Origin of the sequence: Roseibium sp. AS2, from assembly GCF_038900065.1 — a bacterium.
Taxonomy (GTDB): domain Bacteria; phylum Pseudomonadota; class Alphaproteobacteria; order Rhizobiales; family Stappiaceae; genus Roseibium.
In genome coordinates, this window is sequence record NZ_JBBMQN010000001.1 from 889,548 (window position 1) to 904,284 (window position 14,737).

Annotated in this window: 12 protein-coding genes; 1 reads left to right on the plus strand and 11 read right to left on the minus strand. The window is 62.8% G+C overall.

The features are described 5' to 3' along the window. Positions 1 to 5: 5 nt before the first annotated feature. The 3 genes from pnp to WNZ15_RS04090 form a co-directional block, all read right to left on the minus strand. The gene (pnp, locus tag WNZ15_RS04080; protein ID WP_342891650.1) at positions 6 to 2,135 is read right to left on the minus strand and encodes a polyribonucleotide nucleotidyltransferase; all 2,130 of its coding nucleotides are present in this window, start codon (positions 2,133 to 2,135) and stop codon (positions 6 to 8) included. 271 nt (positions 2,136 to 2,406) lie between these two features. Then, entirely contained in the window at positions 2,407 to 2,676 is a 270-nt protein-coding gene (gene rpsO / locus WNZ15_RS04085; protein WP_342891651.1) for a 30S ribosomal protein S15, read from the minus strand. 239 nt (positions 2,677 to 2,915) lie between these two features. After that, complete coding sequence (locus WNZ15_RS04090) at positions 2,916 to 4,130, minus strand: NADH:flavin oxidoreductase/NADH oxidase family protein (RefSeq protein ID WP_342891652.1); 1,215 nt, start codon at positions 4,128 to 4,130, stop codon at positions 2,916 to 2,918. 313 nt (positions 4,131 to 4,443) lie between these two features. Between WNZ15_RS04090 and WNZ15_RS04095 the strand changes: the two genes are divergently transcribed. Then, positions 4,444 to 4,722 carry a hypothetical protein gene (locus WNZ15_RS04095; protein WP_342891653.1) on the plus strand — a complete coding sequence of 93 codons (279 nt, stop codon included), beginning with the start codon at positions 4,444 to 4,446 and terminating at the stop codon, positions 4,720 to 4,722. A 54-nt stretch (positions 4,723 to 4,776) separates the two neighbouring features. Here WNZ15_RS04095 and truB read toward each other — a convergent pair whose 3' ends face one another. The 8 genes from truB to metK all read right to left on the minus strand — a co-directional run bounded on the left by truB (position 4,777) and on the right by metK (position 14,664). Beyond that, positions 4,777 to 5,721: a tRNA pseudouridine(55) synthase TruB gene (truB, locus tag WNZ15_RS04100; protein WP_342891654.1), complete on the minus strand. Its 945-nt coding sequence runs from the start codon at positions 5,719 to 5,721 to the stop codon at positions 4,777 to 4,779. A gap of 173 nt (positions 5,722 to 5,894) precedes the next feature. Continuing rightward, the gene (gene rbfA / locus WNZ15_RS04105; RefSeq protein WP_342891655.1) at positions 5,895 to 6,317 is read right to left on the minus strand and encodes a 30S ribosome-binding factor RbfA; all 423 of its coding nucleotides are present in this window, start codon (positions 6,315 to 6,317) and stop codon (positions 5,895 to 5,897) included. 198 nt (positions 6,318 to 6,515) lie between these two features. Further along, positions 6,516 to 9,224, minus strand: coding sequence for a translation initiation factor IF-2 (gene infB, locus WNZ15_RS04110; protein WP_342891656.1), 2,709 nt, complete (start codon positions 9,222 to 9,224; stop codon positions 6,516 to 6,518). 29 nt (positions 9,225 to 9,253) lie between these two features. Further along, positions 9,254 to 9,889 (minus strand): RNA-binding protein, encoded by a 636-nt coding sequence (locus tag WNZ15_RS04115; RefSeq protein ID WP_342891657.1) that lies wholly within the window; start codon positions 9,887 to 9,889, stop codon positions 9,254 to 9,256. A 133-nt stretch (positions 9,890 to 10,022) separates the two neighbouring features. Continuing rightward, a complete protein-coding gene (nusA, locus tag WNZ15_RS04120) occupies positions 10,023 to 11,687 on the minus strand; it encodes a transcription termination factor NusA (RefSeq protein ID WP_342891658.1) in 1,665 nt (554 codons plus the stop codon). Between the two features lie 76 nt (positions 11,688 to 11,763). Continuing rightward, complete coding sequence (rimP, locus tag WNZ15_RS04125; RefSeq protein ID WP_342891659.1) at positions 11,764 to 12,357, minus strand: ribosome maturation factor RimP; 594 nt, start codon at positions 12,355 to 12,357, stop codon at positions 11,764 to 11,766. A 375-nt stretch (positions 12,358 to 12,732) separates the two neighbouring features. Beyond that, a complete protein-coding gene (locus tag WNZ15_RS04130; RefSeq protein ID WP_342891660.1) occupies positions 12,733 to 13,419 on the minus strand; it encodes a tRNA (guanine(46)-N(7))-methyltransferase TrmB in 687 nt (228 codons plus the stop codon). A 72-nt stretch (positions 13,420 to 13,491) separates the two neighbouring features. Further along, the gene (metK, locus tag WNZ15_RS04135) at positions 13,492 to 14,664 is read right to left on the minus strand and encodes a methionine adenosyltransferase (protein WP_342891661.1); all 1,173 of its coding nucleotides are present in this window, start codon (positions 14,662 to 14,664) and stop codon (positions 13,492 to 13,494) included. Positions 14,665 to 14,737: the final 73 nt, after the last annotated feature.

Here is a 14,737-nt window from a genome sequence, read left to right on the forward strand (position 1 = left end):
GAGGCTTAGTCAGCGCCTTCGCTCTTGTCGAATTCCTTGCCGGTCTCCTGGTCCACCACTTTCATGGACAGGCGTACCTTGCCGCGTTCATCGAAGCCCATCAGCTTGACCCAGACCTTGTCGCCTTCCTTGATCACGTCAGTGACCTTGGCGACCTTGTTGGGAGCCAGCTGCGAGATGTGCACCAGTCCGTCCTTGGCGCCGAAGAAGTTCACGAACGCGCCGAAATCGACGCATTTGACCACGGTGCCTTCGTAGATCACGCCCACTTCCGGCTCTGCGGCGATGGAGTTGATCCAGTTGACCGCTGCCTTGATGGCCTTGCCGTCGGAAGAGGCGATCTTGACGGTGCCGTCGTCTTCGATATTGACCTTGGCGCCGGTCTTTTCGACGATTTCGCGAATGACCTTGCCGCCGGAGCCGATGACTTCCCGGATCTTGTCGACCGGGATCTTCATCACTTCGATGCGCGGCGCATGTTCGCCGAGTTCGGCACGGGCTTCGGTCAGGGCCTTGGCCATTTCAGCCAGGATGTGGATGCGGCCGTCTTTTGCCTGCCCCAGAGCGATCTTCATGATCTCTTCGGTGATGCCATCGATCTTGATGTCCATCTGCAGGGAGGTGATGCCGTTTTCGGAACCAGCCACCTTGAAGTCCATGTCGCCGAGGTGATCCTCGTCGCCGAGAATGTCGGACAGGACAGCATACCGGTCGCCGTCCTTGATCAGGCCCATCGCGATACCCGCGACCGGAGCCTTCAGCGGCACGCCCGCATCCATCAGCGCCAGAGAGGTGCCGCAGACACTCGCCATGGAGGACGAACCGTTGGATTCGGTGATTTCGGAGACCACACGCAGGGTGTACGGAAATTCGTGATGCGGCGGCAGCATCGGATGGACAGCGCGCCATGCGAGCTTGCCGTGGCCGATTTCGCGGCGTCCCGGGGAGCCCATGCGGCCGGTCTCACCCACGGAATAGGGCGGGAAGTTGTAGTGCAGCATGAAGTGCGACTTCACGGTGCCTTCCAGGAGATCGACGAACTGCTCGTCTTCACCGGTTCCGAGCGTGGCAACGACGAGGCCCTGGGTCTCACCGCGCGTGAACAGAGCGGAGCCGTGTGCGCGCGGCAAGATGCCGACTTCGGAGGAAATCGCACGAACGGTGGACAGGTCACGGCCATCGATACGCGTCTTGGTATCGAGAATGCCGCCGCGCACGATTTCAGCTTCGACTTTCTTGAACTGATCGCCGAGCACATTCGCCTCGACTGCCTCGCCTTCAGCGGCGTTGGTGATCAGAGCCTCGACGACCTTTGCCTTGGCGGCATCGATCGCGTTCTTGCGCTCGGTCTTGGACGTGATCTTGTAGGCAGCCACGAGATCGTCGGCAGCCAGGGACTTGACCTTGCCGAACAGCTCGGAATGATCCGGAAGGACCAGTTCGCGCGGCTCCTTGGCAGCGGTTTCGGCCAGCTTGATGATCGCGTCGATCACCGGCTGGAAGCCCTTGTGACCAAACATCACGGCGCCGAGCATGATGTCTTCGTCAAGCTCCCTGGCTTCCGATTCCACCATCAGGACCGCGTCGCCGGTGCCGGCAACGATCAGGTCCAGAGCGCTTTCCGGCATGTCGTCCACGAGCGGGTTCAGGACGTATTCGCCGTCGATATAACCGACCCGCGCGCCGCCGATCGGGCCCATGAACGGAACACCGGAAAGGGTCAGCGCGGCAGAGGAAGCCACCAGGGCCAGAATGTCGGGTGCGTTCTCAAGGTCGTGAGACAGCACGGTGATGACGATCTGGGTGTCGTTCTTGTAGCCGTCCGCGAACAGCGGGCGGATCGGGCGGTCGATCAGGCGGGACGTCAGCGTCTCATGCTCGGACGGACGGCCTTCGCGCTTGAAGAAGCCACCGGGGATCTTGCCGGCCGCAAAGGCCTTTTCCTGGTAGTTCACTGTGAGCGGGAAAAAGTCCTGGCCCGGCTTCGGCTGCTTGGCCGACACGACTGTCGCCAGCACCTTGGTTTCGCCGTAGGTCGCCATGACGGCGCCATCGGCCTGACGGGCAACCTTGCCCGTTTCGAGAATAAGCGGACGTCCGCCCCACTCGACTTCCACACGATGAATGTCAAACATCATCTGTCCTTAAAGCTTCACCCGATCCGGCTGCTTACGGTACAGCACGGCTATCGGGCACATTCCCGGTCGGCCCCGGATGGGCCGGTTACCGGCGGACAGGTCACGGGCAAGACAACGGGCTGCTTTCGAAATATCTGCGGAAAGAAGCCGGCAATCCTGCCCCATGACGTGTCACGAGATGTCTATAGTGCGTTTGTCTTGAAATGGAAACGCAGTTGAAAAAAAACGCGGCGGGCACTCTACCCGCCGCGTTTTCGATTTTCGGTTGTTAGCGGCGAATGCCAAGACGCTCGATGAGGGTCTTGTAACGCTGTTCGCTCTTGCCGCGCGCGTAGTCCAGAAGGGACCGGCGCTGCGCAACCATCTTCAGGAGACCGCGGCGGGAATGATTGTCCTTGCCGTGGGACTTGAAGTGGCTGGTCAGATTGTTGATCCGCTCGGTGAGGATGGCGACCTGGACTTCGGGAGACCCGGTGTCGCCTTCCTTGATGGCGTATTCTTTCATGAGCTCGGCTTTGCGCTCTGTTGTAATCGACATCGCTCTTTCCTTTCGAAGAGTTGCGGTCCGTTGACCGGACGCGTTGAACTGCCGGGAACCGGCCTGATCCACGAGTTTCCAGAGCCGAGATGTCGTTCAGCAAAGGATTCCCATGGACGTATTGGACCTGAGTGCCCAATGGCGGCGATATATGGCGGAATATGCCCCAAAAAGCCAGTGGTTTCTTTAAGCGACCCTCAGTTGGTCCCGGGACGCAGGGCTGCCGGTTTCAGCCGGTTTCAGCCAGGACCGGCAAAATGGCGCAGCCAGGTCGCCGTGCGCTCCCGGTCCCTGGCCGCGTAGGCGGCCACAGCAGGCTCCAGATCGCCGTATTCCGGCGTTTCCCGGTCTTCCCCGATCTGGGTCAACCGCATCGTGTACCATGCGGTTATGCCGCCCTCCGGCGGATCGGTGAACCTCGGGAAAACCGGCTCAGCAGCGCGGCCGGCGTGCCACAGCCCGGCCAGCGCCGGCTCGAGCGCCAGCAGGCGGGCGAGGCCAACCACGTCGGCGTGCCCGGAGGCAACGGCCGTCACCGCCTGGGCCAGGGTCTTGAAGCCCCCGGTCACCATGAGCGGCTTGCTCGTGACACCACGCGCGCGTCTCGCGAAGTCGATGAAGTAAGGCCCCTTGCCGTCGCTGTCGGAAGCGGACTTGGCCCCCGGAAAGTAAGTTCCTCCGCTGAGGTCAATCAGGTCGATGCTCGTCTTGTCCAGCGCAGCCAATATTTCAAGCGCGTCGTCGCCGTTCAAACCGCCTTCGAGCTGGTCGCTCGAATTGAGCTTTACGGCAACGGGAAACGCCGCTCCGACCGCCTCGCGAACCGCATCGATGACCTCCAGCAAAAGACGCATGCGGTTTTCGACGGGGCCGCCATAGGCATCCTTGCGGCGATTGAACAAGGGCGACAGGAACTGGCTGATCAGAAACCCGTGCGCCGCGTGGATCTGGACACCGCCGAAACCGGACTGTTTCGCCAGAAGCGCCGTCCGCGCGAACGCGAGCGGCACTGCGCGGATCTCGTCCAAGGTCAGAGCGGCGCAGGTCAGACCGGGCAGGTCAAGCGCACTCGGCCCCCTGGGACTGCTTGTCGGCGGATAGGCCATCGCGCCCGCATGGCCGAGCTGGAGCCAGAGCAGGGCGCCGTTCGCAGCGCCGCTGCGTGCGAGATCCCGGAACCGGTCGAGGTCGGAAGCGCCGTCGAGCACAAGGTTGCCGGGCTTCTCCGCAAAGCCCGGTCCGCACTGAACTTCGCCGACAATCGCGAGCGCCTGCCCCCCTTCCGCCCAGCGTCGGTACAGCCGGCACTGCGCTTGCGTCGGGTGGCCGGTTCCATCCCCCAGGGAATCCGACATGGCCGATTTCGCGATCCGGTTCTTGAGCACCGCACCACAGGGCAACTGCAGCGGTTCGAACAGCACGTTGCGGCCATCGGGGCCGGAGTTTCTGGACAAGATTGCTGTCTTTCCTGTTCGGGAGCCGCCTCAAGGAACGCCCTGGGGAACGCCTCGAAAAGAGAAAACTGGATGCGGCCCGCCCTTTTGTCAATCAGGCCGTATGGGCGCGGACACCGTCCATTCCGGCGTCAGTCAAGGCCGCCGGCGGCATGGGCGCGGCGCGCGCGCCGGGTTTCCGTGAAGGAACCATCAGGGCCGCTGCACGTTTGAGGAACAGGGCCTGGAAAGACGGCTGCCGGTGCGCCCGGCGCCCACCGCCGAATTTCGGGCGATCCCGGGCAACACCCCGCGGCAGACAGTCCGGAGACACATGAGCAACAGCGCCTATCTGATCGTTCTGCCCGCTTTTGACGGAAGGAAGACGTCCCCGGACGGGGTGGAACTGAGCGTGCTCGAAAGCCCGCAATTTTCCTGGCTGTCGCCCTCCCTGGCGCTCGTCGTGACCGGCCTGTCAAGATCGAAGGTCTATCACCGGATCAAATGGCAATTGCCCGACGGAGACCCCTTGCTGGTCGCGCCGCTGGCCGACGCGCCAAAATTCAAGGGCCTGGCCCCGGGCACCACGAAATGGGTCCGGGAAAACCTTTGATCAGGGGCAGGCTTCGGCGGCGTTCAGGCCGCGCCGGATCCAGGCACTCCGGTCTTACAGATTGAACACGCGCGATGGCTGGAACCGGCCTTTTTCGACAGAGCCGATGGCGACCGGCACATTGGCGTGGCTGGCGAAGGCCACCTCTGTGTTGAGCGGCGCCTCGCGGCCGCGCAGCAGCACCGCCATGCCCTTGCGGATCTTCGCGGCGTCGTCGAGCGATACCGGAACCTCGATCAGATCGTCCATCGCCTCGCGCACCGGCAGGACGAATTCCTCGACCAGGGTCTCGATGCCCGCACCCTCTTCCAGGCTTTCGGCAGCTTCCAGGAGTTCGTCCAGGCCCACAAGATCGTCCTCACCGAAGGGCCCCACCAGCAGGCGGCGCAGCTCGGTGACGTGTGCACATGTGCCAAGACGGCGGCCGAGATCGCGGGCAATCGCGCGCACATAGGTGCCCTTGCCGCATTCGGCCTCGAAAACGGCGCGGTCGGCATCCGGGCAGTCGACAAGATCCAGCCGATGGACGTCGATCGGGCGGGCTTCCAGTTCGACTTCCTCGCCTTCTCGGGCAAGATCGTAGGCCCGTTCGCCCGCAATCTTGATGGCGGAGAATTTGGGCGGCACCTGCTGGATGGTTCCGACAAACTCGCCGAGGACAGCTGAAATGGCGTCCTGGGCCGGACGCGTGTCCGATGTTGCGGTCACCTCGCCCTCGGTGTCGTCGGTGTTCGTTTCAGCGCCCCAGGTCACCTCGAACCGGTAGACCTTGCGGCCGTCCATGACAAAAGGCACCGTCTTGGTCGCCTCACCCAGTGCGACCGGCAGCAGACCGGACGCGCGCGGATCGAGCGTTCCGGCATGACCGACCTTTTGCGGCGACAGGATCCGCTTGATCCTGCCGAGCGCCTCGTTCGAGGTGAGGCCGTAAGGCTTGTCGAGCACCAGCCAGCCGTTGATGATGTTCTTTTTACGCTTGATCTGTTTCTGACGTGCCATGAGTTCGCTTGTCGTTCAACGCTTGTTGCCGCGGGCGCAGTTTCCGTCATCGCCGGGCCGGAAGGCAGAGAAGCGCAGTTTGCTGCCCTCTCGCGGCGTGTGAATTGTCCCGGGTCCCCGCTTGCGCGGGAATGACACCGTTTGCCGTCTCGGGCACTTGCGTCCCCGAAAGCCTAGTCTTCTTTGTCTTTGTCTTCGTCGCCATCATTCAGATCGCGTGCCACATCCGGGGAATGCAGCAGGGATCCGATCCGGTCGTCGTCGTCAAAACGCGTGTCGAGCACGAAGCGCAGGTCGGGCATGTATTTCATGGTCAGCCGGCGGGCGACCTGGCCACGCAGGTATTTGGCGCTGCGGTTCAGCGCCTTTTCGACCAGTTCCGCGTTGACGCCGCCCAAGGGCATGACCAGGCATGTGGCCAGCCGCAGATCCGGCGTCATGCGCACTTCCGGAATGGTGACGATGACACCCTCCAGATCCGGGTCGGAAAATTCACCCCGCGTCAGAATATCGGACAATTCCTTGCGCACCGTCTCGCCAACACGCAGCTGGCGCTGGGACGGGCCACGGCTGTCCTGTCCGTGTTGTCTTGCCATTTTTGCTATCCTCAAACCACTGACAGTCCGGACAGGTGCAGCGCAGCCTGCGCGCGGATCCGGGAGCCAGCGTATATGCCGCGCGAAACGCGCGTCCAATTAGAAAAAGAGCGCGCTTTCGCGCGCCCTCCTATCTGGCTTCCGGTCATGTGCGGCGGTTGCCGTTCGTGACCGGAAGGACGTGAACCGCCGTCTCGATCAGAGCGTACGTGCGATCTGCTCGACGCGGAAACACTCGATGATGTCGCCCGCACGCATGTCCTGGTACTTGACGAAGTTCATGCCGCATTCCTGACCGGACTCGACCGACTTGACTTCGTCCTTGAAGCGCTTGAGCGTGCCCAGTTCGCCTTCGTGGATGACCACGTTGTCGCGAATGAGGCGAACATTGGCGCCACGCTCCACGACCCCTTCGGTGACCAGACAACCCGCAACCTTGCCGACCTTGGAGATGTGGAAGATCTCCTTGATCTCCGCATTGCCGAGGAAGGTTTCGCGCCGTTCCGGCGACAGCAGGCCGGACATGGCCGCCTTGATGTCGTCCACCAGGTCGTAGATCACGTTGTAGTAGCGGATCTCGATCCCGTCACGGGACGCTGCTTCGCGTGCCTGCTTGTTGGCGCGCACGTTGAAGCCGATGATCGGAGCCTTCGACGCCGCCGCCAGGGTGATGTCGCTTTCCGTGATGCCGCCAACGCCCGAGAGCAGGATGCGTGCGCCGACTTCGTCGGTGCCCAGCTCATGGAGCGCATGGACAATCGCCTCGGCGGAGCCCTGAACGTCGGCCTTGAGAACCAGCGGAAACTCTTTCTTGCCGGTTTCCTGCAGCCGGTTCATCATCTGCTCGAGCGAGCCGCGCGAACCGGAGGCAACCACCGACGCCTTCTCGCGGATCTGGCGCAGACGATAGTCGGCGATCTCACGGGCACGGGCATCGTTCTCGACGACCGCGACCATGTCACCGGCTTCCGGCGTGCCCTGGAAACCCAGAACCTCGACCGGTTTGGCCGGGCCGGCTTCCTTCACCTGATTGCCGTTCTCGTCCAGCATGGCGCGGACGCGGCCCCATTCGGACCCCGCAACCACGATGTCGCCCGGCTTGAGCGTGCCCTTCTGCACCAGAACGGTGGCGACGGGGCCGCGGCCACGGTCCAGTTGGGCCTCGATGACAATGCCTTCCGCCGTGCGGTCGGGATTGGCCTTGAGTTCCAGAACCTCTGCCTGCAGCAGGATCATTTCGAGAAGCTTGTCGAGACCTTCACCGGTCTTGGCGGACACTTCCACGTCGATAACATCACCGCCCATGGATTCCACCACGAGATCCTCACTGAGGAGCTCCGTGCGGACCCGGCTCGGATCGGCTTCGGGCTTGTCCATCTTGTTGATGGCCACGATGATCGGCACGTCGGCCGCCTTGGCATGGGCAACCGCTTCCTTGGTCTGCGGCATCACGCCGTCATCGGCAGCGACGACCAGGATCACGATATCGGTCGACTTGGCGCCGCGGGCACGCATCTGCGAGAACGCAGCGTGGCCCGGGGTATCGATGAAGGACACCTTGTTGCCGCCCTGATCGATCTGGTAGGCGCCGATATGCTGGGTGATCCCGCCGGCTTCGCCGGTGACCACCTTGGACTTGCGGATCGCGTCGAGCAGCGAGGTCTTGCCGTGGTCGACGTGACCCATGATGGTCACGACCGGCGGGCGCGGCTTGAGGGTGGACGGATCGTCCTCCTGCGTGAACAGGCCTTCTTCCACATCGGCTTCGGACACACGCTTCACGGTGTGGCCCATTTCCTCGGCGATCAGTTCCGCGGTATCGGCATCGATCACGTCGTTGATCTTCAGCATCTGCCCCTGTTTCATCAGAAGCTTGATGACATCGACGGCGCGTTCGGCCATGCGGTTGGCGAGATCCTGAATGGTGATAGCTTCCGGCAGCGTGACTTCGCGGATGACCTTCTCGCGCACAACCGGCTGCTGACCGCGTTTGGCCTTCTCCTGACGGCGGCGCATGGATGCCAGCGAACGGGCGCGCTGACCGTCATTGCCACCGGTGGCGGCGGAAATCGTCAGTTTGGAGCGGCGGCGGTCGTCACCGGTGCGCGGCCGCGCAGCCGGAGCCGGAGCCTGTTTCGGCCGTTTGACGGCGCGCAGACCCTTGTTGCCGCGATCTTCTTCCTCGCCACCCTCGCGCTCCGTCTTGGGACGCACGGCGGCAGGCTCATTGCGCTTGCCCATGTCGTCGAGGCTCGGCGGCCTGCCGTCATTGGCACGCGCCGGCTGGCGCCCGGCCACTGTTCTGGTTTTTGCCGCGGGTACAGGTGCGGCAGCGTCCGGGACTGCGGCAGGCGCAGCCTTGGCCTGTTCGGCAGCCTCACGAGCTTCCTCGATTTCACGCTTGGCGCGTTCCTCGGCCTCGGCCTTGGCGCGGACCTCATCTTCAGCCTGCCGTTTTGCGGCTTCGACGGCACGGCGCTTTTCGTCTTCCTCGCGGCGCTTGCGATCCTCGACCTCACGTTCCTTGGCCATCTTGAGGGCGACAGCGCGTGCGGCGGCCTCTTCCTTGGTCAGGGTCCGCAAGACGTTGCCGTTGCCCTTCTGGCGCTGGCCGGACGCGTTCTGGCGCGCCTGCTTGGCGGCCTGCGGATCCGCGGCCTGCGGCCTGCGCGGAGCTTCGGTCGGCCGGTCAAGACGCTGTGTCGTCGGCGCGGGAGCCTCGGGCTTCGGGTCCTGCCCCGGCGTTACGACACGGCGCTTCTTCTTTTCCACGACGACGGCTTTCGTCCGGCCATGCGAAAACGATTGCCGAACAGTTCCCTGATCGCCACCGCCGCGCTTGAGGCCAAGCGTCTTGCCACGCTCAACGCTGATTGTCTTGTCGCCTGGATTTTTCGTATCGCTCATATTGCCTTCAGTCCTGCGCAACCGTCTTTTCAGACGCTGCCTATGTCGCCGTGTGCCTGGGAAAAGCCGCGAAAACGTTCAAGGTCACGCACCCGTGCCAGAAAGTTTTCGCTCGCCTGCCCAACAAGCAGTGCAGCATGTATCACATTTGACCGGCCCAATGCCAAATCCAATTGGTCCGATTCGAACAAACGGACGATTTGCCAGCCATTTGCCAGTTCCTCGTTGCCGGCGACCACCGCCGCCAGCTTCCGCACCCCGTCCTCAGCAGCATCCGAGGCGTGGATCAGCCCGGCAACGGGGTCCCGCCGCAAGGCTGCTTCAACCTTTGAAAAACCGGTGACCAGCCCTCCGGCCTTGCGTGTCATGGCGAGCGCCTGAAGCGCCGATCGTTCCATGAGCGCATCAACCCGCTCGGCCAGTCCGGGCTCGACCCGGGCTTCGCTCTGAAACCCTCTGACGAACACCTTCTTCCGGTCTTTTTCCGCAACGGCCACACTGTCTTTCGTGGCCGTCACCCAAACACCGCGTCCGGGAAGCACCCGCTTCAGATCCGGCACCACCTGACCATTGGGGTCAAGTACAAACCGGATCAGCGAACTGACGGGCTGAACCTCCCGGGTGACGGCGCACAGCCGTTCGGTCGGTTCGTTCTTCCTGGGCACGCTGCCACTCCTTTGGACCAACCTGTCGCCGCACCGAATGCACGGCCACCTCAAGGCTGATCAGTCTGACTTTCCGGAGCAAGTGCCCCGCTTTACGACCGCAAGCGGTTCGCGACGGCGTTTGCCTGCCCCGTTATCCGTTCAGGATCGCTCCGTTTGCCGGTGCCTCTTCCCCGGCGACCTCGACAAGATCAACGACATCTTCGTCATCAACCTCGACCTCGCCTTCCGCCGCCTGGGCCTGCAACTCTTCCTCGGTCACCCAGCCGGCCGCCAAACGGGCCGACATCACGATGTTCTCGGCTTCGGCCCTGGAAATATCGAAACCGGACAGCGCACCCTCGAACCGCTTGGTCTCGCCGTCCTTGCGCTCGGTCCAGCCGACCAGGTCGTCTGCGGCACAGCCCGCCAGGTCTTCCATGGTCTTGACATCGTCCTTGCCGAGGGCGACCAGCATAGCCGTTGTCAGTCCGTCAATCGACCGCAGCTCGTCGGAAACACCCAGCGCGACACGCTCCTCGTCGAACTTGGCTTCAAGCTCGCCGAGATAGTCGCGGGCACGCGCCTGGATCTCCAGGGCGGTATCATTGTCGAAACCCTCGATCATGGAAATCTCGTCGAGTTCGACATAGGCCACTTCCTCGACGGAGGTGAAGCCTTCGGTCGCCAGAAGCTGGCCGACCATCTCGTCGACGTTGAGCGCTTCCATGAACAATTGCGAGCGTTCCAGGAATTCCTTCTGGCGACGGTCGGATTCTTCCTGCTCGGTCATGATGTCGATGGCCCAGCCCGTCAGTTGCGAGGCCAGACGCACGTTCTGACCGCGGCGGCCGATCGCCAGAGACAATTGGTCATCGGGGACCACAACTTCAATACGTTCCGCGTCCTCGTCGAGAACAACCTTGGCGACTTCGGCCGGCTGCAGCGCGTTGACAATGAAAGTCGCCGCCTCGTCGTTCCACGGAATGATGTCGATCTTCTCGCCCTGAAGCTCGCCGACCACCGCCTGAACGCGGCTGCCGCGCATGCCGACACAGGCACCGACGGGATCGATGGAGCTGTCCTTGGAGATCACGGCGATCTTGGCGCGCGAGCCCGGATCACGGGCCACGGACTTGATCTCGATCACGCCGTCGTAGATTTCCGGAACTTCCTGGGCAAACAGCTTGGCCATGAACTGCGGGTGGGTCCGCGACAGAAAAATCTGCGGGCCGCGCTGTTCGCGGCGGACGTCGTAGATAAAGGCCCGGATGCGGTCGCCGGTGCGGAAAATCTCGCGCGGGATCAGCTCGTCACGGCGGACGATGCCTTCACCACGGCCAAGATCCACGATGACGTTGCCGTATTCCGCGCGCTTGACCACGCCGTTGATGACTTCTCCGACCCGATCCTTGAATTCCTCGAACTGGCGGTCGCGCTCGGCCTCGCGCACTTTCTGCACGATGACCTGTTTCGCGGACTGCGCGGCGATGCGGCCGAAATCCAGCGGCGGCAGCGGCTCGGCAATGAAGTCGCCGAGGCTGGCTTCGGGATTCCGGGACAGCGCCTCGGACAGCGCAATCTCGGTGGAGATGTTCTCGACGTCCTCGACAACCTGCAGAAGGCGCTGAAGACGAATTTCACCGGTCTTCGGGTTGATTTCGGCGCGGACTTCCGTCTCCGTGCCATAGCGGGAGCGGGCCGCCTTCTGGATCGCGTCTTCCATCGCGGTGATGACGATCATCCGGTCGATCGATTTTTCCCGTGCGACCGCGTCAGCGATTTGCAGCAGTTCCAGCCGGTTCGCGCTGATTGCCATATTCCACTCCTCTTGCGCCAACCGTCATGCCGATTGTTTCTGGCGCGTTTCGTCCTGTTCCCGCCGAGCTGTCTGCTCAGTTGGGTTTGTTGTCCTGCGACAGCTCGTCCGTGCCGCTGCGGGCGGCCAGTGCCGCCTTTTCAGCCTGGAGAGCCGCCGTAACCAAATTGTCCGTGAGCACCAGCTTGGCTTCACCGATATCTTCAAGCGGAAGCTTCACAGTGTCGTCGTTGCCGTCCTTGACGTCGTCCAGGCGGATCTTCGCGATGCCGTCTTCTTCTCCCAGAAGAGTGCCCCGGAAGCGCTTGCGGCCGTCCTGAAGAACAGCCATCTCGACCTTCAGCTCGTGACCGGACCAGCGATTGAAGTCACCGGCGCGCACCAGCGGCCTGTCGATCCCCGGAGAGGAAACTTCCAGATGGTATGCCCGGTTGATCGGATCGTCGACGTCAAGCGCAGGGGAAACGGCACGGGAGATGGTCTCGCAGTCCTCGACCGTCATGGTGCCGTCGGGGCGTTCAGCCATGATCTGCAGCGTGCAGCCGTTGGCCGCGCTGATCTTCGTGCGCACAAGGCGGTAGCCGAGGTCCTCGATGACCGGCTCCACAATGGCGGCCACACGGGCATCAAGCCCCTGTTCCGTCACAATTCTTGGTTCGTGCGCGCTCACACTTGGCTCCTGTTCAAAACCGTTTCCGGCTCTGGAGCATCTTGTCCGGGCTCGTTCGAGCGCGGGCAAGATGCTCCAGTATTTCAAACTCGATCACCTGCCCCGCCGTCCTGTCATGCGACATGGATGCGGGCTGATCTTGAGCGTCAGATGTGCCTGGTCGAAGATTTACATTGGGCAGTCCTGCTCAAGCTTGTCAGTCTCCGGCCTATGCTTAAACCAAAAAAAGCGGGTCCCCGGCGGGCCCACTCTCAACTGCTCAGATAAGCCGTATGAGGTGAAACACGGGCTGTATAACGCCAAAGCGGCCAAAAAGGCAAGAGCCCACGTTTATTTCCGTGAAAAAGAAATCCATTCAGCCGGAATACCGCGCCGTTACAGCCGCTGGAATGTCAGATAACGCCCGGCACGGCCCTCACGGATCGCCTTGGCCTCGTAGCGGGTTCCCGGCCAGCCCTCCCAGGGCGTTTTCCAGTCGGCCGCCGTCCGCGCGGTCCAGCAGAAAGCGGGATGATCGCGGCACAGGCGAAGCGTCCAGTCGATATAGGTATCGATGTCGCTGGCAAAACGGAATTCGCAACCGGGCCTGATCACCCTGGCATAGCGCGACAGGTTCTGCGCGTTGATGAAGCGGCGCTTCCAGTGGCGCTTTTTCGGCCAGGGATCGGGGTAGAGCTGATAGGCCATGTCGAGGCTTGCCGGCGGCAGCCAGTCGAGCACGTTGATGGCGTCGTCGTCATAGAGCCGGACATTTTCCAGCCCCTCTTCAACGACCGAGGTCACGGCCTTGGCCATGCTGCCGACGAAAGGCTCTATGCCGATAAAGCCGACATGCGGGCTGGTGCGGGCCCGGTGCAGCAGGTGCTCGCCGCCACCGAAACCGACTTCGAGACAGACCTCGTCCACTGGAGCATTGAAAAGATCGGCCAGGCGCGCCGGAGCGGGACGGGCCAGATCCAGCCCCAGGCGGGGCAGCTCCCTGTCCATCAGCGCCTCGCGGTGCGGGCTCAGCGGCTTGCCCTTGCGGCGGCCGTAAAAGGAACCTTCGTAGCGGTCAGTCATCGTTCCGGAACCAGATCGCCGGCCCCGGGGCCGGCGATCGTATCAAGTCAGTGTTCAGATCGCGAGGGCGCCTCAGCCCGCGAGCGGACGCAGGGAATCAACCAGATCGGTCTTTTCCCAGGAGAAGCCGCCATCCGCATCCGGCTCGCGGCCGAAGTGGCCGTAGGCAGCGGTGCGCTCGTAGATCGGCTTGTTGAGATTGAGGTGCTGGCGGATGCCGCGCGGGCTCAGGCCCATGACATCGCGCAGGACCGTTTCCAGCCTGGCCTCGTCACACCGGCCGGTGCCGTGCAGGTCGACATAAACCGACAGCGGTTCGGAGACACCAATGGCGTAGGACAACTGAATGGTGCAGCGGTCAGCCAGATCCGCGGCGACGACATTCTTGGCGAGATAACGCGCCGCATAGGCCGCTGACCGGTCCACCTTGGTCGGATCCTTGCCGGAGAAGGCACCGCCGCCATGGGGCGCAGCGCCGCCATAGGTGTCGACGATGATCTTGCGGCCGGTCAATCCGGCATCGCCGTCCGGGCCGCCGATGACGAAGGCCCCGGTCGGGTTCACGTGCCAGTCGGTTTCCCCGGTGATCCAGCCTTCTGGCAGCGCCGTGCGAATGTAGGGCTCGACGATCTTCCTGACGTCGCCGGACGTGAGCGCCGGATCCAGGTGCTGGGTGGACAGCACGATCGACGTCGCGGCGACAGGCTTGCCGTTTTCGTAGCGGACGGTCACCTGGCTCTTCGCGTCCGGGCCAAGCGCCGGCTCCTTGCCGGACTTGCGTGCCTCGGCCAGAAGGCGGAGGATCCTGTGTGCATAAAGGATCGGCGCGGGCATCAGCTCATCGGTTTCGCGGCAGGCGTAGCCGAACATGATGCCCTGGTCGCCGGCACCTTCATCCTTGTTGCCACCGGCGTCCACGCCCTGGGCGATGTGGGCGGACTGGGCATGCAGGTGAACGGCGATGTCGCAGTTTTCCCAATGGAAGCCGTCCTGCTCGTAGCCGATGTCCTTGATGGCCATGCGCGCAAGATGGGCAAGATAATCGTTGGTAATGGTTGACGGACCACGCGTTTCGCCGGCGATCACGATGCGGTTTGTCGTCGCCAGCGTTTCGCAGGCAACGCGTGCTTCCGGCATTTCCTTGAGGAAAGCATCCACCACGGCATCGGAAATGCGGTCGCAGACTTTGTCCGGGTGTCCTTCGGACACGGATTCGGATGTAAACAGGTAATTCTGACGTGCCATTGGCGATCGTCCTTCTGGGAATGAATATAACAGAAGCGGCGAATGAGCTCGCCGCTTCTGATGCATCAATCTT